General features: G+C 37.1%; 16 protein-coding genes, 1 tRNA gene and 1 pseudogene. 16 read left to right on the top strand and 2 right to left on the bottom strand.

Annotated features, from left to right (window positions below):
- Positions 1-54: 54 nt before the first annotated feature.
- Positions 55-861 (top strand): annotated as a pseudogene (locus tag NDQ71_RS10240) (glucose/galactose MFS transporter); the annotation flags it as partial.
- 974 nt (positions 862-1,835) lie between these two features.
- Here the strand turns inward: NDQ71_RS10240 and NDQ71_RS10235 are convergent.
- Entirely contained in the window at positions 1,836-2,288 is a 453-nt protein-coding gene (locus tag NDQ71_RS10235; protein WP_301561591.1) for a transposase, read from the bottom strand.
- 208 nt (positions 2,289-2,496) lie between these two features.
- A tRNA-His gene (locus NDQ71_RS10230) sits at positions 2,497-2,572 on the bottom strand.
- Positions 2,573-2,855: 283 nt separating this feature from the next.
- Here NDQ71_RS10230 and NDQ71_RS10225 point away from each other — a divergent pair.
- From NDQ71_RS10225 to NDQ71_RS10155, 15 genes are all read left to right on the top strand, one after another.
- Positions 2,856-3,674 (top strand): mechanosensitive ion channel family protein, encoded by an 819-nt coding sequence (locus tag NDQ71_RS10225; RefSeq protein ID WP_301561590.1) that lies wholly within the window; start codon positions 2,856-2,858, stop codon positions 3,672-3,674.
- A gap of 32 nt (positions 3,675-3,706) precedes the next feature.
- Positions 3,707-4,483, top strand: a complete 777-nt coding sequence (locus tag NDQ71_RS10220; RefSeq protein WP_283709967.1) for a YdiY family protein — start codon at positions 3,707-3,709, stop codon at positions 4,481-4,483.
- A gap of 97 nt (positions 4,484-4,580) precedes the next feature.
- Entirely contained in the window at positions 4,581-7,277 is a 2,697-nt protein-coding gene (locus NDQ71_RS10215) for an SLBB domain-containing protein (RefSeq protein ID WP_301562669.1), read from the top strand.
- 25 nt (positions 7,278-7,302) lie between these two features.
- Positions 7,303-8,340: a nitroreductase family protein gene (locus NDQ71_RS10210; RefSeq protein ID WP_301561589.1), complete on the top strand. Its 1,038-nt coding sequence runs from the start codon at positions 7,303-7,305 to the stop codon at positions 8,338-8,340.
- 72 nt (positions 8,341-8,412) lie between these two features.
- Positions 8,413-8,808: a type II secretion system major pseudopilin GspG gene (gspG, locus tag NDQ71_RS10205; RefSeq protein WP_301561588.1), complete on the top strand. Its 396-nt coding sequence runs from the start codon at positions 8,413-8,415 to the stop codon at positions 8,806-8,808.
- A complete protein-coding gene (locus NDQ71_RS10200) occupies positions 8,805-10,466 on the top strand; it encodes a GspE/PulE family protein (RefSeq protein WP_301561587.1) in 1,662 nt (553 codons plus the stop codon). Before gspG ends, NDQ71_RS10200 begins: the two co-directional genes overlap by 4 nt.
- Positions 10,466-11,665 (top strand): type II secretion system F family protein, encoded by a 1,200-nt coding sequence (locus NDQ71_RS10195; RefSeq protein WP_301561586.1) that lies wholly within the window; start codon positions 10,466-10,468, stop codon positions 11,663-11,665. Before NDQ71_RS10200 ends, NDQ71_RS10195 begins: the two co-directional genes overlap by 1 nt.
- Positions 11,649-12,059, top strand: a complete 411-nt coding sequence (locus NDQ71_RS10190) for a type II secretion system protein (RefSeq protein WP_301561585.1) — start codon at positions 11,649-11,651, stop codon at positions 12,057-12,059. The genes NDQ71_RS10195 and NDQ71_RS10190 overlap by 17 nt, the downstream gene beginning before the upstream one ends.
- A complete protein-coding gene (locus NDQ71_RS10185) occupies positions 12,046-12,453 on the top strand; it encodes a prepilin-type N-terminal cleavage/methylation domain-containing protein (protein WP_301561584.1) in 408 nt (135 codons plus the stop codon). The genes NDQ71_RS10190 and NDQ71_RS10185 overlap by 14 nt, the downstream gene beginning before the upstream one ends.
- The gene (locus tag NDQ71_RS10180) at positions 12,447-13,151 is read left to right on the top strand and encodes a prepilin-type N-terminal cleavage/methylation domain-containing protein (RefSeq protein ID WP_301561583.1); all 705 of its coding nucleotides are present in this window, start codon (positions 12,447-12,449) and stop codon (positions 13,149-13,151) included. The genes NDQ71_RS10185 and NDQ71_RS10180 overlap by 7 nt, the downstream gene beginning before the upstream one ends.
- Positions 13,151-14,047, top strand: a complete 897-nt coding sequence (locus NDQ71_RS10175; RefSeq protein WP_301561582.1) for a general secretion pathway protein GspK — start codon at positions 13,151-13,153, stop codon at positions 14,045-14,047. The genes NDQ71_RS10180 and NDQ71_RS10175 overlap by 1 nt, the downstream gene beginning before the upstream one ends.
- On the top strand, positions 14,037-15,146 hold the full coding sequence (locus NDQ71_RS10170) for a hypothetical protein (protein ID WP_301561581.1): 1,110 nt from the start codon (positions 14,037-14,039) through the stop codon (positions 15,144-15,146). The genes NDQ71_RS10175 and NDQ71_RS10170 overlap by 11 nt, the downstream gene beginning before the upstream one ends.
- The gene (locus NDQ71_RS10165; RefSeq protein WP_301561580.1) at positions 15,136-15,699 is read left to right on the top strand and encodes a hypothetical protein; all 564 of its coding nucleotides are present in this window, start codon (positions 15,136-15,138) and stop codon (positions 15,697-15,699) included. Before NDQ71_RS10170 ends, NDQ71_RS10165 begins: the two co-directional genes overlap by 11 nt.
- Positions 15,696-16,172: a hypothetical protein gene (locus tag NDQ71_RS10160; protein WP_301561579.1), complete on the top strand. Its 477-nt coding sequence runs from the start codon at positions 15,696-15,698 to the stop codon at positions 16,170-16,172. Before NDQ71_RS10165 ends, NDQ71_RS10160 begins: the two co-directional genes overlap by 4 nt.
- A complete protein-coding gene (locus tag NDQ71_RS10155) occupies positions 16,162-18,225 on the top strand; it encodes a secretin N-terminal domain-containing protein (RefSeq protein ID WP_301561578.1) in 2,064 nt (687 codons plus the stop codon). Before NDQ71_RS10160 ends, NDQ71_RS10155 begins: the two co-directional genes overlap by 11 nt.
- Positions 18,226-18,439: the final 214 nt, after the last annotated feature.

Raw genomic sequence — 18,439 nt, 5'->3', positions numbered from 1 at the left:
GAGTGTTATTGATTTCTCGCCAAGGTGTAACATAATGCAGCAACGCTAATCGTCGCTTTAATTTTAAGTGACTTTACCGGCTTGGTTGGTAAAGAGTTATCGCAAGCTGAAATAGATTCAATGGCAAACAGCCTTATTTATCCTTATTTAGGCATGGCTTTATTCATTGGTGCACTTGGTTTTGCAGTAACTAAGATGCCACTACCAGAGTTAATTGATGACGAAGAGCATGGTGCTAAAGGGCAGGTTAAAGCGGCACTTGCACATCCAAGCTTAGCGCTAGGTGTAGCTGCATTGTTTGTATATGTAGCGGTAGAGGTTATTGCTGGTGATACAATTGGCACATTTGCGTTATCACTTGGCGTTGAAAAATACAGTGTCATGACATCGTATACCATGAGCTGTATGGTACTAGGTTATATTTTAGGTATTTTACTTATCCCACGCATTATTTCACAGCAAGCAGCATTAAGTGCATCAGCAATATTAGGTTGTGTGTTAACACTTGCAGTGGTGTTTAGTGATACAAGTTCAGTGGTTATCGCAACAGCATTGGGCTTAGAAGTGCAATTACCTGATACACTATTGATGATAGCTGTGCTAGGATTTGCCAATGCGATTGTATGGCCTGCTGTATGGCCGCTGGCGTTATCTGGTTTAGGTAAATTAACCAGTGTTGGATCGGGCTTATTAGTCATGGGTATCGCCGGTGGTGCATTTGGTCCATTATTCTGGGGCCTCGCAAGTGGTGGCGTTGATTCAGCTGAAGCGCAACAGGGCGCTTATATCGTCATGTTACCTTGTTATTTGTTCATTCTTTTCTATGCTGTTAAAGGGCATAAGATGAAGAGCTGGAAATAAATGATTTTGTAGGTACTAGGAAGACAAAGGTGCTAGGAATAAAGCTAAACATTTTTGACAGTAAAGTAAATGGCTCAATACTGTTTTGTAGAACCTAGAACCTAGAACCTAGAACCTAGAACCTAGAACCTAGAACCTAGAACCTAGAACCTAGAACCTAGAACCTAGAACCTAGAACCTAGAACCTAGAACCTAGAACCTAGAACCTAGAACCTAGAACCTAGAACCTAGAACCTAATTTTTGAAAAGAATTTCTATAATGTAGAAATAATCCCGTGTGTAATGCCACCGAAAGGTGGCATTTTTTTGTCTGCAAGAAAGCAGCTTGCGAGCCGTCGAGATTAAAGTTAGCGAGGGTACGCTAATCGAAGCTAAGCGCTCTTCTACAGGTTTGTTGATGTATTTGTCTTGTAGGAACAGGCTTTAGCCGTGATGGTGTTATGGATCTGACTCTATGTTAAAGCTAATCGGCGCTAAAGCGCTCTCCTACGGAGTAGATGTATATTATCTGTAGGAACAGGCTTTAACCGTGATGGTGTTATGGATCTAGCTCTATATTAAAGCTAATCGGAGCTAAGCGCTCTCCTACAGGTGTGTAGGTGTATTTGTCTTGTAGGAACAGGCTTTAGCCGTGATGGTGTTATGGAACTGGCTCTATGTTAAAGCTTAAAGCTAATCGGTGCCAAAGCGCTCTCCTACAGGTTTGTTGATGTATTTGTCTTGTAGGAACAGGCTTTAGCCGTGATGGTGTTATGGATCTGACTCTATGTTAAAGCTAATCGGCGCTAAAGCGCTCTCCTACGGAGTAGATGTATATTATCTGTAGGAACAGGCTTTAACCGTGATGGTGTTATGGATCTAGCTCTATATTAAAGCTAATCGGAGCTAAGCGCTCTCCTACAGGTGTGTAGGTGTATTTGTCTTGTAGGAACAGGCTTTAGCCGTGATAATGAAAATAGAATCCGTAGATACTGTTATTTGAGGTATATACAATCCCAGAATGGATAATCGCCAATATATTTAACCAAACTTGCCCGCAAGGGATTGGCTACAATATATCTCGCTTCTGCAATTAAATGATCTTCATCACGAATCAATGAATCGTAGAAACCAGCTTGCCAAATTTGCTCATTTTTAGCTTTGTGCATGAGAAATGATGTACGTCCTTTTACTTTAGCCACCACCGAAGATAGCGAATCTTGTGTTTTCAGCTGCAATAACCAATGCATATGATCAGGCATTATTACAAAGCAAATTGTTTTAGTTAAGCCATTTAAATCAGATTGCTTTAGTGAGCGTATTAGAATTCGCGCATTACAAAAATCCTCAAATAATTTAACTCGTTGATGTGTACATGTGGTCACAGAATAATAGTGGTTGATAATAGAGTGACGGTGTTGACGTAGCTGCTGTGACCGAAGTTTCATTTTAATCCTTTAAATATAAAACGGTTTAATGAAGTATAGATTAAATTATGAAATCGGCGCTAAAGCGCTCTCCTACGAGGTCATGTGTGTGTATTGTATTTTCCTTGTAGGAACAGGCTTCAGCCGTGATTTTTGGCTTATGCTTAACATGAATTAATAAATAGAATTTAAAGAAATGTATTTGATATTAAAATTAAGAAGGGAAAAATGGGGCGATTGACGGGGCTTGAACCCGCGACAACCGGAATCACAATCCGGGGCTCTACCAACTGAGCTACAACCGCCACAACACACCTTGTTTGGTGTGGCGCGGATAATACATAAAATAATAAATGTTGTGAAGGGTTAAGGGCAAAAAAAATGAAAAAAAATTAATTTTTTTCATTTTTGCTTATAAAACGGTCATAAAGAGTGTTTTTAAATCATTTTTTTATCTGGTAAGGTAAAACTAAAATTAATACTAAAAGCTTTGTTTAACATTTAAATACATAAATTAATGAAATAATAAATTAAAATCAGATATAATTTAGCCAGCAAACTGCTTAATACTGAATATCAGGAGTGATAATGGATACAATACTTAACTGGATAAACGAAAACTCAGGTTTGATCATTCATTACGGCATCCAAGCTGTAATTGCATTAGTGATCTTTTTATTGGGTGGTCGTGTTGCAAAATTTTGTTCTAACCTAACTGAGAAAGCATTCGAAAAGAAAAAAGTAGACAAGGCTGTTGGTTCATTCGTATCAAGCATTGTTTACGCCATCGTATTTATGGCAACTATCTTAATGGCGCTTTCGCAAATTGGCATTGAAACAACTTCATTCATTGCAATTTTAGGTGCTGCTGGTTTAGCTGTTGGTTTAGCACTGCAAGGCTCACTTTCTAACTTTGCTTCAGGCGTATTAATTATCTTACTTCGCCCTTTCAAATCGGGTGATTATGTCGAAGCTGGCGGTAAAGCTGGTACAGTCAAGAAAATCGAAATATTCTCTACTGAATTACGCACACCAGATAACAAAGTTATCATCATGCCAAACTCTAAAATTATGTCGGACTCAATTATTAACTATTCGCGCGAATCAACACGTCGTATCGATTTAGTTATAGGTGTTGGCTACGATGCCGACTTACGTAAGGCAAAACAAGTTCTTAAATCGGTGCTAGACAACGAGCCGCGTATTTTAAAAGATCCTGCATATACAGTCGCAGTGTTAGAATTGGCTGATTCAAGCGTTAACTTTGTAGTACGTCCTTGGGTTAACTCTAGCGATTATTGGCCAACCTATTTTGATCTAATTGAGAACATTAAAATCGCATTAGATGATGCGGATATCACTATTCCATTTCCGCAAATGGATGTTCACCTTCACAAGCAAGATTAATCAACCAAACAAGTAGCTAAGGTTATTTTTTAATGAAATTAAAGCTTTTATCAATTTTAGTTGCAGCATCTGCTGCAACTAACGCATTCGCTGAAGAAACTAAAACGTGGGACGTTACCAGTGAGTTAGGCGCTATAATCACCAGTGGTAATACTGAAACAACCACACTTAAAGGTGGTATTAAAGCACTACACAACCTAGAACACTGGAACAATGAGTATAAAATTAACGGTCTTTATAAAGAAGACGACGTTGAAAATGATGCCGGTATAAAAGAAACCCAACGTACTAACGAAAAATATTCGTTATCAGCGCAAGGTAACTATAAATTAAATGAAGATCATGCCCATTTATATATCTATGGCTCACATGTTTCAGATTACTTTGGCGCTTATCGCAGCGAGTCGGTTATTTCAGCTGGTTATGGTCAGCGTCTGTTAGATCGTGCTGACATGTGGCTAAATGCTGAAATTGGTCCTGGTTATAAGTACTTTCAATACCCTGATACAAGTAGTGAAGTAGATGAAAATGGTAACTCTTTAGCTGGTGAGCGTGAAGGTGAAGTTATTGCCTTAGGTAAGCTTGATTATAATTGGCAGATTTCAGATAACGCGAAGTTTACTCAGTTAGTTGCCGTTGAATATGGTGATACCAACACTAAAACCCGCTCAGAAACTGCACTGTTAGCTAAGATCAACGGTTCATTACAAATGAAAGTTGCTTACAACATCACCAACAACTCAGATGTTGCTGATGATAAAGAAAGCACTGATACAGAGACCTCATTGACATTGGTTTACAGTTTTTAACATCTAAAAGATATATACATTGGGTAAGATTGCTTACCCATTTTTTTTGCCTTAAATATAGTGTACTATGCCGCGATTATATTTTTCTCTAGAAGGGATGTTTGTGAAGTTATTTCGTATTTTTGCCTCATTACTATTACTTAGTTTAGCTTTACCTAGTTTTTCGCAAGCTAATGGGGTTACACCTACAAAGCAACAAATTGAGCAGTTTAAAAAACTTCCTAAATCTCAACAGACTATCATAGCAAATAAATATGGTATTGATATGTCGATACTTGAAAAGCAAGGCACAGAAAGTACGCAAAACACCGAGAACCTCGATAGTGTAATGCCTAGAGAAAAAGCTGAAAAAGAAGAATTAACAGGCGAAGAAAAATTCAAACCAAAGCAAGATGAGCCTGAACCTTTTGGTTATGAGTTATTTTCAGGTGAGCCAACCTCTTTTACCCCTTCTGAAAATGCTCTAGTACCTGATAGTTATATTATTGGCCCAGGCGATACTCTGACTATTAATTTATATGGCAAGGAATCAAGCACTGAAGAAGTTACGGTTGACCGTGAAGGTCGTATTGCTTTACAGAAACTATCACCAGTTACTGTAACTGGAATGCAGTATGCTGAAGTTGTTAAATTAATAAAGGCAAAGGTTAAGCAAGAAGTCATTGGCACAGAAGCATTCGTCTCTATGGGAAAGGCGAGAAGTATTCGAATCATGGTACTTGGTGAATCATATAAACCAGGAACATATACAGTTCCAGCGTTAGCATCAATTACTCATGCTTTATTTGTAAGTGGTGGTATCTCTGAAATTGGCTCTTTGCGTAACATTCAATTAAAACGTGCTGGTAAAACGATTGAAACGCTTGACATCTACGATTTACTAATTAAAGGTGATAGTTCTTCAGATGTGATTTTAAAACCAGGTGATGTGGTGTTTATTCCACCGGTTGGAAAACAAGTAACTATTGATGGCCAAGTTCGCCGCCCTGCTATTTACGAACTAAAAAATAATGAAACTGTCGGCGAGTTAATTAAAATGGCCGGTGGCTTTAAAGCTTCTGCTTTTCCAGAAAAAACAATTGTTGAACGTTATACTGCCAATAGCTTTAAGACAATACTACAGTTTGATCTTACAGGTGATAACAATAATCAAGTACTAAAAAATGGTGATAGTGTTAAGGTCCCAGAATCAAGTAAAGAGCTAAATAATGCCGTAACTTTGTTAGGTGCGGTAACTTATCCAGGCAGTTACTCATGGCAAAAAGGAGATACGATTAGTCGTCTAATAGGCGCTCCAAAAAGCGACTTATTGCCTATTGCTGATTTTGACTATGGTTTAATTATTCGCGAAGTGAATAGCAAAAGAGATATTGAAGTTTACCAATTCTCTCCATTACAGGCATCACAGATGAATAAATACCACGATTTAGAGTTACAACCTCGTGACACAATTGTGATATTTAGTCGCTATCAAGAAAAGGCAAATGAAGAGAATGCCTTAAACTCAATGGCATTGACTGAAGAACAACTCAAGCTTCGTGAGCGTTTAAAGTTATGGGGTGAGTATGAGGATAAACAGTTTTATGAGTTTGTAGATTTAGGTAGCGCCTTGGATAAGGAACTAGCTGAAAATTTAGCCGAAGAAACAAAGAAAGCATCTAGTATTAGTGAGCTTCTAAAATCAGATTCCAAACAATTAAAAGATGAAGAATATGCTGTATTTAGTCGTGAAAAGCTTTTGCAGCCTATTTTAGCCAAATTAAATCAACAGGCTACTTATAATCAGCAAGTGAAAGTTTTTGGGGTGCGAGGTGAAGTACGTTTTGAAGGCATTTACCCCTTACCAGTTAATGGAACAGTTAGTAAAGCTGTTGCGGCGGCCGGTGGTTTAAAAGAGTCTGCTTATTTAGCTAATGCTGAAATTACTCGATTTACGTCTAATACCGAAACCTCGCTTGAACATGTATCGATCAGTTTAAGCGAGGCTTTAAATAATGACATGCAAGATAAATTTAGTATCAATAGTAAAGATGCGCTAAATATTTACCCGATCCCAAACTGGCAAAAAGATCAAAGTATTAGAATCCTAGGTGAAGTTCGCTTTCCAGGCACTTATACTATTAAAAAAGGTGAGCAATTAGCTGATGTATTAAAGCGCGCCGGAGGTTTTACTAACTATGCTTTCCCTGCGGGGGCGGTCTTTACGCGAGAAGCTATTCGCATTCAAGAGCAACAGCAGCTTGATAAACTATCTGAAGATTTGCGTCGTGATATTGCTTCAAAGAGTTTCAATAACTCTATAACGGATGCTTCTTTAAGTTATTCAGATATGGATAATCTATTAAAAGATTTGGCTGACGTTGATGCTGTAGGACGTTTAGTACTTGACCTTCCAGCGGTAGAAAAAGGTCAGATAACAATTGAGCTACAAGACAAAGATGCCCTTTATATCCCATCTAAGCGTAGTAACGTAAGCGTAATTGGTGAAGTGAGCTTCGCAACTTCACACTTATATGACCCTTCGTTAAGTCTTGATGATTATATCAGACGTAGTGGCGGCTTAAAACAACGAGCTGATGGCGAGCGAATTTACATTATCAAAGCAAGTGGTTTAGTTGAGATCCCTGATGAGTCTTCATGGTTTGCTGTTAATGACAACATTCAGCTAGAAGCTGGTGATACCATTGTAGTACCACTTGATTCAGAGTATGTTGATAACTTAACGTTGTGGAGCACAGCAACCCAAATTCTTTATCAAATGGGTATCGCAGTTGCTGCAATCAGTTCACTATAGTTTGAGTATGAAATGACACACTTTAATGAAAATTAAGCTGTTGATAAAAAAAATAATTGAAACGTTACAGAGTTTAGTGCTACCGCTTTGCTCTGTAATGCCAATTACTTCAAGTCTATTCTTTACATTTTTCTCGCGTGATTTTTATTATGAGCATCAAGCTATATTGAAAGCACGATTAAAGTATTCGAAAAGTAATGGTCAGCATGGCCGTTCATCCGCATTACTAAGAAGAAATATTCATCGTATCGAAAAGGGGCTTGTTATGCGGCCTCGCCGCAATGTTTTTGCTCTTGATTATTTATCAGAAACACTCAGTGCTTTTAATTCTGCTATGAATCATTCTAATTTTTCAAGATCAGAGCAGCAATGGGCTATCGATGTTTTAAGTGAATACTTTTCAGTGGTTGATCTAACTCAAGCTACGATAAAGAAAAACTATCATTTGTTTAAAAGCATAATAGTTAATACTCAAATTACAGATAAAAAGCCATACCAATATAAAGACAAAGTTTGTCATAATGTACATTATGATCAATTATTTGCTCTTACGCAGGCAAGGCGTTCCACCCGTTGGTTTACAAATCAAGCGGTAGAGTTGGAGCAAATTAAATTAGCTGTAAAAGTTGCTCTACAAGCACCAAGCGCTTGTAATCGCCAGCCATACCAATTTTACATGATAGATGAGCAGCCACTACTCGGTCAGCTTGCAAGCTTACCCGGTGGCACAGCTGGTTTTGCTGATAATATACCATCCCTAATTGCAGTGGTTGGTGACCTATCATATTACCCCTATACACGTGATCGGCATGTGATCTACATCGACGCCTCGTTAGCGAGCATGCAGTTCATGCTTGCACTTGAAACAATAGGCTTAAGTAGTTGTCCAATTAATTGGCCAGAACTTTACACGCTAGATAAAAAAGTAAGTAAATTGCTAGGCTTACCGCAATATAAGCGTGTCGTTATGTTTATTGCTGTTGGCTATCCAGATCTCACAGGGCAGATTGCTTTTTCAGATAAAAAAGTTCCAGACGATATGGTCGTTAAAGTTAAAGCGTAAGCATTTTTATGCTATCGACACTAAATTTCGCAGTTGTTATACTGCGTCGATTTGTTTAATTCGGAGTTCAGAATGAAAAGAAATAAAGGTTTCAGCTTAATGGAGCTGATGATTGTATTAATTATATTAGGCTTACTTGGTTCACTTGTTGCTCCAAAATTATTCTCAAAAGTGAGTTCATCAAAGGTAAAAACAGCTGTCGCACAAATGCAAATGTTTGAAACTGCAATCGATACCTACCGGCTAGATATGGGTACGGTACCACCGACGCTTGAAGCATTAAGAAAAAGTAGTGATGCAAGTTGGGACGGTCCATATTTACCAAAGGATATTCCATTTGATCCTTGGGGCAAAGCTTATATTTACAAAGTACCAGGCGAAAACAATGCGCCTTACAGTATTATGAGTTATGGCTTAGATGGCCAACCTGGTGGTGAAGACGAAAATGCGGATGTAATTCATAAATGATTGACTTGGCACAGCTGTTAACTTCAGAGTTTAAAATAACTCAAGCTGATTTAGACAAAGCAAAATCTTATCAAAGTCGCTACGATGGTAGGCTTGAGCAGATTTTAGTGAATATGGGTTGTTTAACTGAAGATGACTTGGCGCCGCTGTATAGTAAGCTACTTGGTTATCCACTATTTGAACCACAGCTGTATCCTAATTGGCAGGTTCCAGAACAAAGCGAACTTGAAATCGTACAACGGTTAAAATCTTTGCTTTGTTTGTTGGTTGAAATCGTTGATAACCAATGGCACTTAGCATGTAAAGATCCGTTATCGTTAGAGTTAGCCCAGTATGTGCAGCAGCTTGATCTTGATATAAAAATCTCTGTAGCGACAGAGGCGCAATTACAAAGCTTTTTTTATGAGATACAAAGTAATACTGAAGTAAGCATAGAAGATGATGAGCTAACTGGTGATGAAGAAGCAAGATTGAGAGAGCTTGCTTCTGAAGCTCCAACCGTCAATTTATTAAATTCTTTAATTACCAAGGCATTAGCTCGTGGTGCGTCTGATATGCATTTAGAGCCGCATTTAGGTCGCTTTAGAGTGCGTTATCGTATTGATGGCGTATTACATGAAGTCGATAAATTAGCGCCAAAAATGCAGTTGCCCATTACAACGCGATTAAAAATTCTTTCAGGCATGGATATTGCCGAAAAACGCCGTCCGCAAGATGGTAAAATAGAAATGCGTATTGCTAATCAAGAGCTTGATATACGGGTATCGGCTTTACCACTTAACGATGGTGAAAGTATAGTACTGCGTTTCTTATTAAAAGAGTCAATACGCTATGATATGTCAGTACTTGGTTTGTCTGCTGATACACAAAGCTATATCAATCAAGATTTAGCCAAAACGACCGGCGTTATTTTACTGACCGGTCCTACAGGCTCAGGTAAAACCACAACATTATATACATTCCTAAATGAATTGAATCGTCCTGACGTAAAAATAATAACACTTGAAGATCCAGTAGAGTACCAGCTTGAAGGAGTAAACCAAGTTCAAGTAAATAATGAAATTGGATTTAACTTTGCGGCAGGTTTGCGTTCAATTGTTCGTCAAGATCCCGATATCATCATGGTAGGTGAAATACGTGATGCTGAAACTGCACGTATCGCATTACAATCGGCATTAACGGGTCATTTAGTCTTTAGTACAGTACATACGAATGACGCAGCAAGTGCATACACGCGATTACTTGACTTAGGGGTTGAAGAGTTTCTACTTAATGCGGCACTAGTTTCTGTGGTCGCCCAGCGTTTGGCTAGGCGTCTATGTCCGCATTGTTCAATTCCTGCCGAGAATACAGCAGAATTAATGGCTAAATACCCATTACAAAATGTAGCCGATAACGCCGGTATCACAGATCTTAAAATTCAACAGGCCGTAGGTTGCGAACATTGTAACAATACAGGTTTTAAAGGCCGAATTGCTATAAATGAATACTTACGTTGTGATGATACAATTAAACAAATACCAAAAAATGATCAGTTTATTACCAAAGCACAAGCTCATAATCAAGATCTTAAACGTCGTAACTTAATGCAGGATGGATTATATAAAATAATCACCGGTGTAACTACTATTGGCGAAGTACTGCGGGTTGCTGGCTAATGGAATTTGAATATAAAGCAATAGATAACCAGGGCACTAGACATCAAGGTGCTGTTTCAGCAAATAATAAAGTTGAGGCACATAAAAAGTTACTTGATCAAGGTTTAAATGCGTTATCTATTGCGCCTATTGCAAAAGAGAACAGCATTGCAGGATTATTTGGGCAAAAAGTAACTTTAGATCAGTTGGAGTTTTTCACTAGTGAGCTTTCGCTACTACTTGAGAGTGGTATTCGCGTTGATCGTGGTATCGATATCATTAAGCAAGCCAATGCACATCCTGCACTTAGCCGATTATTGAGCCAAATATCGTCAGCATTAAAAAAAGGTTCATCGCTGAGTGAAGCTTTTGCAGCACATGAAAGCTTATTTGGTCCTTTATATATTAGTTTGTTAAAAATAGGTGAAAGCTCAGGAAACTTACCTGAGGTATTAAATCGGCTTTCTAGCGACTTAAAGTTTCAAAAAGATTTACGAACACAGATTACCACCGCATTAACTTATCCCAGTGTCATTTTCTTTGTTTGTATTATGGCTGTTTACTTTGTTTTAACTTTTATTGTACCTAAAATGTCAGGGATATTTACAGATTTAAGCCAGGCACCTTGGTATACTCAAATGATCATCAATGTAAGTAACTTTTTTGTCGATTATCAAGTTATTATAATCGGCTCAATTATTGCTGCTGTAACGGCTCTAAGCTATAGCTTAAAACGCCCTGAGGTAAAAAACTGGTTTTACGTAAAAGTGTCGTATTTACCGGGTATTGGGAGAGTTATTTTAACGGCAGAACGCATACGTTTTGCACAATCAATGGCTATGATGTTAGAGGCTGGTTTACAGCTCGATACGACTCTAGAGTTGACAGCAAATACTTTAAAACATCCTGAGTTAAAACGTGACGCGAAACTTGCATTAAAACAATTAAAAACAGGTAAACAGCTTAGCCAAGTTCTAGGTAAAACGCGTATATTCCCAGATTTTTTCTTATCAATCATAAAAGTGGGAGAAGAAACAGGCCGTTTGCCAAGAGTATTTTCTGAAATAGCTCAGCGGAGTAAGGCCGATCTAGAAAGTGTAATTAAAAAGCTCACAACAATGCTAGAGCCAATTATGCTGATATTTATGGGTGGGTTTGTTGGTGGTATTGTCATAACCATGTTGATGAGTATGGTATCGATCAATGATGTACCATTCTAAGTCCGTGAAAGGTTTTTCACTCATAGAGCTGATGGTTGTTATGGGGATTATGGCAATACTAATGGGGCTCACTGGAGGTGTGATTATGAAAAATATTGCACAACAACAGCGTCTAGTTGAGTTAGAAAAAACACAACATTACTTTAAACTATTAAGCTATAGAGCATATTATAGTGGTTCCCCAATTGAAGTGACAGTAGAAGACAATTTACTTACTATTAATGAAAATCAAGAAATTACACAAGTGCAGTACAAGGAATTACTTTTTATCAAAACAACTTTTAATATTGGTACCACCTCTGTCATTGTACCTAATGAATTTGAAGTAAAGTGGAATGATGTAAATAGAAAGTTTAAAATTAATGCGATGTTCAAATCATATGAAAATGAATAAAGGCTTCACATTGATCGAGGTATTGATTGCTGCAATTATCTTATTTTCTGCGCTTGCTCTAATTAGCGATATTTTTAAAAGTGCGATGCTTTCATCTTCTAAAGTGGTAACAAGCTCACAGTATTACCAAATCACTCCCGCGGCTATTAGCGCAATAAAAGCTAACTTGCGTGAACAGGTCAATAATAAGAATATTGAAATGGCAGAAGGTGCCGTTCTCCTTTTTGATATTAATTACAACTGGGAAGCTAAACGCATTTCTTTCAAAGCAGCACCGGCATCTGAAATTGATGAGTTCACACAAAGACCACGTTTTTCTATTTACACTGTACAAGTCACAGTTAAACAAGGTGATAAAGAAAGAGACTTTTCGTTTGAGGTAGCAACATGGTAACTCAAAAGGCGCAGCAAGGTTTTACGTTAATTGAGTTAATGCTAGCAACAACTTTACTTATGTTAGTGCTATTTGCTGGTTACTATGGCTATGGACTATTTGCTGATAAATGGCAAAAAAGAACGCAATATTTTTGGCAGCAAACTCAACAAACTTTAGCATTTGATGTTATTACTCGTGTTTTTGAATCTACTTTTCCATACATTGTTAAATCAGATAATAACGAACCTGCACAGTATTTTTCAGGCGATCAGAATCGTGTTATTTTCATTACTACTTCACCCTTATTTAGTAATAAAACGTCAGTTGTTGAGTTTAAAATATTACAGAACGCCGATGGCTATTCGCTTGCTTATAATGAGGCATCAATGAGTGATAACTTATTGCTAAATCAATCCGATGTGATTATTTGGCAGCATCAAATAGTGCTTTTAGAAAACCTGCAAGATATATCATTTGAATATTATGGGTGGAAAAACCTCGAACAAGTATTAAGTGTATTAGTTCGTGATGATGATGATGAAAACAGTGCAACCCCAAGCTTTTATCAACAACATATTATGGAAGAACGAAGAGTGTTACCAGTAAGTCTGTACATTAATTTAAAAGCAGAAAATGGTGAACAAAGCAGATTCCCAGTGTCATTACCCACCCAAGCTGCAAGTGTTTTGGTTGATTATATAAAAGAAGAAATCTAATGTTTTCACAACGGGGGATAGCACTAATTCAAGTCCTTATTATTACTATGGTATTGAGTATCTTAGGGATATATATTTTACAATCGAGTAGAGACCAAATCGCAATTACTCGCTCTATAAAAACAGCATTTGAGCAAAGGGTTGAGATTGAAAATGCTGAATCCAAAGTTATTCACGCTCTACTAAGTGAATTTAGGGTTAGAGATAAAAATAGTGAAAATGAGCTTACTTCACAATGGAACTTTCATAATCAGCCATTTGAGCTGGGAAGTGTCACTATACAAATACAAGATTTAAATGGTTTAATTAGTTTAAATAAAGTTAGCAAATCAACCTTACAGGATTTTTTTCTACAATTGAATGTGGATCCAATCCTAAGTAATCAATTCATTGCCTCGTTATCTGATTGGATTGATGAAGACAATGAAACGCAATACAATGGTGCTGAGCGAGATTATTACGAGGCAGAGGGCTTGCCTGGACCGCGAAATGGTTTATTACAGTCTGTTGCAGAAGTACTTTATATTAAAAATCATAAAATTTTATCTGAAGAATATTGGTATAAGTACTTTACAGTCGCTAACGTGAATGGTTTTAACCCCGCTAATTCACCAGAAAAAATATTACAGTCTTTTATTAAAAGTGATACAAAGGTAGCTAAACTGCTTGAGCTACGCGATAATGGACAGCTAAATAGGCATTTGTTTTATATTGAGACAGGGATAGATTCAGATGAGTTTCTAAGTTTTCTAACTGGTGATAGCCTAAAAATCACTCTTACAACAAAAAATCAGCTACAAAAAACAACAAAAACTTTTACAGTTAAACTTAAAGTTCGCTCTTTAACTCGTCCAATAGTAATTACAAATGTAGTATGGAATGAATATGAAAATTAATGACTTAATTCAGAACATAAAAACCAAGGATTGGCTCAGAAATCATGTTGCATACTTTCACGAAAAATTATTTACACTAACATCAAATGGATTTGTTGAGATAGAGCATGTCCCAAAAATTATTATTGTAGCTAGAAAATATTATAGTGAATCTTGGCAAACATATCCTTCGGTTAGCTTAAAAGAATTGAAGGAATTATTAAAGCTTCAGCAGAATGCTAAACAAAGCGTTATTATAAAACAAAGTTATAGTAAAAATGAGCAACAAGAAGGCTTTGATGTTAGAACTACTCAATTTAATGAGCTTATATCTACAAATTACTCTCAGTGCTTTTTGGTGCCGGAAACAGATCTAATTGCGCATGATTATGAGTCTGAAAATGTTGTTTTAGAGTTAGAAACTCCAGCTGGTTCGCTATTTTATGCACTAACTGAGGGTAAAACTCACAGTGCCTATAAAAAAGGCTTGGTATCATCGTTAAATGTTTTTTCTTTGAGTGTGGGATTATCGGATAAAGCTAAACAAGTTGAGTTAGATAGTACCCAATACAGCCAAAAGTTATGGGCGATATTAAAAAATTACCCTTTATCAAAAATTAATAAGCTAGTTTCGAGTGATTTTAGAAAAAGTATAAACACTAATATGCTGCATGCTACATACTGGGCCCCTCTGATCAGTGCTGCGCTATTTATCTTTATTGTGAACGGCTACTTCATGTTACAATATAGCGCGTTAGAAGATCAGTTAAGTGAAAATACTCAGCAAATAAATTCGCTATTATCAAAAAAGCAGAGTATTGATGACACTAATAGCTATGTTCTGGATGTTTCTTCGGAGCTTTCGAGTTTACCTAGGGTACTAAGCCATTTTCAAATTGCACATGAAGCAATTAAAGCTGGTATGGATATTCAGCAGTTCAGGGGGGACTCTAATGAAATCACATTACGAGGTTTTGCTAATTCAGCATCGACGGTATTGTCTGCAATAAGTGAGTTACCCGAATTAACAAGCGCGCAATTTAATGGTCCTGTGAGAAAATCAGGGAAAAGAGACTACTTTGTAATGACTTTGAAGTTAGCGACAACCAATGAAAAGTGAAATAATAAAATATAAGCATTATTTATTGCTGTTAGTGGCTCTCATTACAGCCAATTTTGTTCTTGAGCCGCTATGGCAATATGCACTTGATACGCAGAATAAAGTGCAGTTGATGCAAAAGAAAGCAGCTAAGATAACTAATTTACTTTCTGTTGAAGACCAAGTTGATGAACAAGTCGAACTAATGTCGTCTAAACGGCTTAAGCTGCAACCGTATTTATTTCCTGCAAGTTCAGAATCAGAGTTTAAGTTATTGGCTCAAGGAAAAATAGAATCAATATTAGCGAACGCAAATTGTAATATTGATAGTATTGGTTGGAAAAGCCGCTCTAAGATAGAGAAGAGTTTAATACGATGGACGCTTGAAGCAAGATATAAAGGAAATGCAGAATGCGCGTTAAAAGCAATACGTACAATAGAAGAACAAACGCCAGTCATAAATATTGCCAGTTATTCTCTCGGTGGTAGTGAAGTTTCTGGCAGTAAAAGAAATAGTATGGTTATTCAATTAAATCTAGTAATGTGGCAAAACGCTCATGGGGTAGCATTATGAAATGGTTTATTGGTTTCCTGTGTATTCTAACGGTTTTTACTTTGTTTGATGAGTTATCACTTTCAGAGGAAGTAGTAACTGAGAAGTCACATTTATATAAATTACCCAATAATATTGATCCTGTTAAAGAACAGAAAATCTTACCTGTCGAGGAAGAATGGCTGGCTTACTTACAAGAGACGGAAGTTAAAACACCGGAGCCAGAACAAAAATCAACTCAAGCAAAAAAACCACCCTATCCTACTTTAACTGTGGGTGATAAAAACTATCAGTTATTAGGGATTTTAAAAAAAGATAACCAACCATTCATATTATTAAAAGCGCCTGATTCGAAATTAATCGAGTTAAAAGAAGGTGCGACTCTTTCTGAAGGCGTTGTACTTCAAACAATAGCCGCTTCCGCTATCATCTTGTCTCAGGGTGGTGAATTAATAAAATTTAAACTTTTTGAACGAAGTGACCATGGTGAATAGATTATTTAAAGTAACAATTATATTTCCAGTAGTGTTTGGATTGACCAGCTGTGCAACATTGTTGGATCCTAAGTCTCATGTTCAAGCTGAGCGTGTCAATGTTGAGACATCTTATCTTGACGAGCCTCAAAGTGACCTTCAAGTTAAAGCTGTTACAGAGCAAGAAAACAGAACTGAAAATGGAAAAATAGAATATTTAACGCGTTTATCTGGTACAAAGCAAGGAACAACTTTAGAGCTGGATTTGTCTGATAGTATAAAAAGTAATAAAACGTTCCAAGTATCTGTAAACGCATTGCCACTTAATGACTTTATCCATTATGTGTTTGGTGAGCTGCTAGATGTTTCGTACTTACTTGAAGCAAGTGTAAAGGCTAATACAACACCTGTAACTTTAAATCTTAAGCAAGAAATACCTGCAAAAGAATTATTTTTGTTAACTCAACAGATACTTTCACAAAACAAAGTAAACATAGTAAAAAATGATCATATTTTTTATTTACATACTAGTGATGCAAATACCAAAACAGATAAAGCATTTGGCTTTGGTCGAACAGCAGACTCTGTACCTAATGTATCCGGTGAAATAGTACAACTAGTGCCAATTCTTTACGATATGAAGCCAGGGTTACGAAATATTATAAATCAATTGGTTGATGCAAAAACAGACTATGATGCAACGCAGGGTCTGTTAACTATCGTTGGCTTACGAGAGCAGCTTCTTAGAGCCTTATCATTGGTTGGTTTACTCGATAGTCCATTTATGTACAACAAATCCAGCGCATTGCTAAGCTTTGATTATATAAATTCAGAAACCTTTACGGAGAAAGTAACAGAGATCTTAGCAGAAGAAGGTATTAGTGTGGCCACAACAGGCCTGCGTGCAGCTAGTGTTAAATTTGTACCACTCGAACATTTAGGTAAGATAGTTGTATTTGCAAGCAGCGATGAAATTATAGATCGAGTTTCATTTTGGCGAAATCAGCTAGACAAACCAGTTGCTGGAGCAGAGCAAAGCTTTTATATTTATAATCCTCGCTATGCGCGTGCATCTGATTTAGGTGAAAGTTTAGCGCCATTACTTGGTGGAAGCACATCAAGCTCTAAAGGTGCATCATCTACTAATGAAGGAACCTCCAGTGCCAGCACTCCAAAAACTAATGGAGCTGATGGTAATAGTGTACAAACAATTGAGGGTGATAATGTTCGGCTAGTAGTTGATGGACGCGCAAACGCACTTATCTTTTATTCTACTGGACAACACTTTCAAGAGTTGCAACCAATAATTCGTCAGCTTGATATAATGCCAAAGCAAGTAATGATGGAAGTTATAATTGCTGAAGTAAAGCTTACTGGTGCTTTCTCTAAAGGAGTGCAATTTGCCATTGAAAGTGGCGAAGCCTCAGGTCGTAAAGAGAGCTTTGGTTTTGATAGTGAAGAAGGTTTTAATTATTCAATAGTTGGTTTGCCTGGCAATATTAGTGTGAACTTCTCGCAAACAGATGGCTTAGTTAATGTATTATCTCGCCCTACGTTATTAGTACGTGATGGCGTGTCTGCAAATATAAGTGTGGGTGATGATATACCTACCGTAGGTAGTACTACTACAGATCCTATAAGTGGTGATCGTCAAACCACAGAAGTGTCCTATCGAAAAACAGGTGTTGATTTAACTGTAACACCTACTATTAATGCCCAAGGCACGGTCATAATGACTATCAATCAAAATATATCGAATGTATCGACCGGTGGCTCAGGAGTAGCAGGAAATCCGTCTATTTTTGAACGGACCTTAAGTACAGAGGTGGTTGCGGGGAATGGGCAAACGGTCATGTTAGGTGGTTTAATTAGTGAAAATAAATCAAATGGCGCATCGTCAGTCCCATTTTTTGGTGGCCTGCCATTGTTAGGGCATTTGTTTAGATCGGATACAAGTAGTTCTGATAAAACTGAGTTAGTAATTTTAGTTACACCTAAAATTGTACAAAATAGTGAAGATTGGCAACGTGTTAAAGAAAGCTTTCTAAAAGAGTTAGAAAATATTACATTCTAATTGTAGTTATTTTTTGTTTAATTTATAGCTTAGAAAGTAAGGTTTTTACTTGAAAATTTACAGCTGAAAAGTTATTCTAGCGTAGACCGTAGAGTGGGGTTACGTATATAGTTATCTTATACTAATTGACGCTGTACGTATTAAAGGAAGTCAAGGAGCTGTAAACTGTAATGTCATAGTAATTTAGTTATGATTCAATAATTGATGAGCTATT

The organism is Pseudoalteromonas sp. KG3 (assembly GCF_030436385.1).
GTDB classification, from domain to species: Bacteria; Pseudomonadota; Gammaproteobacteria; order Enterobacterales; family Alteromonadaceae; genus Pseudoalteromonas; species Pseudoalteromonas prydzensis.
This window is presented reverse-complemented; position numbering and strand designations above follow the sequence as displayed.

Bases quoted from the DNA above. Each gene is read 5' to 3' on its own strand.
- NDQ71_RS10155 (WP_301561578.1), top strand. From the start codon at position 16,162: ATGGTGAATAGATTATTTAAAGTAACAATTATATTTCCAGTAGTGTTT.
- NDQ71_RS10175 (WP_301561582.1), top strand. From the start codon at position 13,151: ATGTTTTCACAACGGGGGATAGCACTAATTCAAGTCCTTATTATTACT.
- NDQ71_RS10210 (WP_301561589.1), top strand. From the start codon at position 7,303: ATGAAAATTAAGCTGTTGATAAAAAAAATAATTGAAACGTTACAGAGT.
- NDQ71_RS10235 (WP_301561591.1), bottom strand. From the start codon at position 2,288: ATGAAACTTCGGTCACAGCAGCTACGTCAACACCGTCACTCTATTATC.
- NDQ71_RS10220 (WP_283709967.1), top strand. From the start codon at position 3,707: ATGAAATTAAAGCTTTTATCAATTTTAGTTGCAGCATCTGCTGCAACT.
- NDQ71_RS10200 (WP_301561587.1), top strand. From the start codon at position 8,805: ATGATTGACTTGGCACAGCTGTTAACTTCAGAGTTTAAAATAACTCAA.
- NDQ71_RS10225 (WP_301561590.1), top strand. From the start codon at position 2,856: ATGGATACAATACTTAACTGGATAAACGAAAACTCAGGTTTGATCATT.
- NDQ71_RS10170 (WP_301561581.1), top strand. From the start codon at position 14,037: ATGAAAATTAATGACTTAATTCAGAACATAAAAACCAAGGATTGGCTC.
- NDQ71_RS10190 (WP_301561585.1), top strand. From the start codon at position 11,649: ATGATGTACCATTCTAAGTCCGTGAAAGGTTTTTCACTCATAGAGCTG.
- NDQ71_RS10160 (WP_301561579.1), top strand. From the start codon at position 15,696: ATGAAATGGTTTATTGGTTTCCTGTGTATTCTAACGGTTTTTACTTTG.
- NDQ71_RS10180 (WP_301561583.1), top strand. From the start codon at position 12,447: ATGGTAACTCAAAAGGCGCAGCAAGGTTTTACGTTAATTGAGTTAATG.
- gspG (WP_301561588.1), top strand. From the start codon at position 8,413: ATGAAAAGAAATAAAGGTTTCAGCTTAATGGAGCTGATGATTGTATTA.
- NDQ71_RS10195 (WP_301561586.1), top strand. From the start codon at position 10,466: ATGGAATTTGAATATAAAGCAATAGATAACCAGGGCACTAGACATCAA.
- NDQ71_RS10185 (WP_301561584.1), top strand. From the start codon at position 12,046: ATGAAAATGAATAAAGGCTTCACATTGATCGAGGTATTGATTGCTGCA.
- NDQ71_RS10165 (WP_301561580.1), top strand. From the start codon at position 15,136: ATGAAAAGTGAAATAATAAAATATAAGCATTATTTATTGCTGTTAGTG.
- NDQ71_RS10215 (WP_301562669.1), top strand. From the start codon at position 4,581: ATGTTTGTGAAGTTATTTCGTATTTTTGCCTCATTACTATTACTTAGT.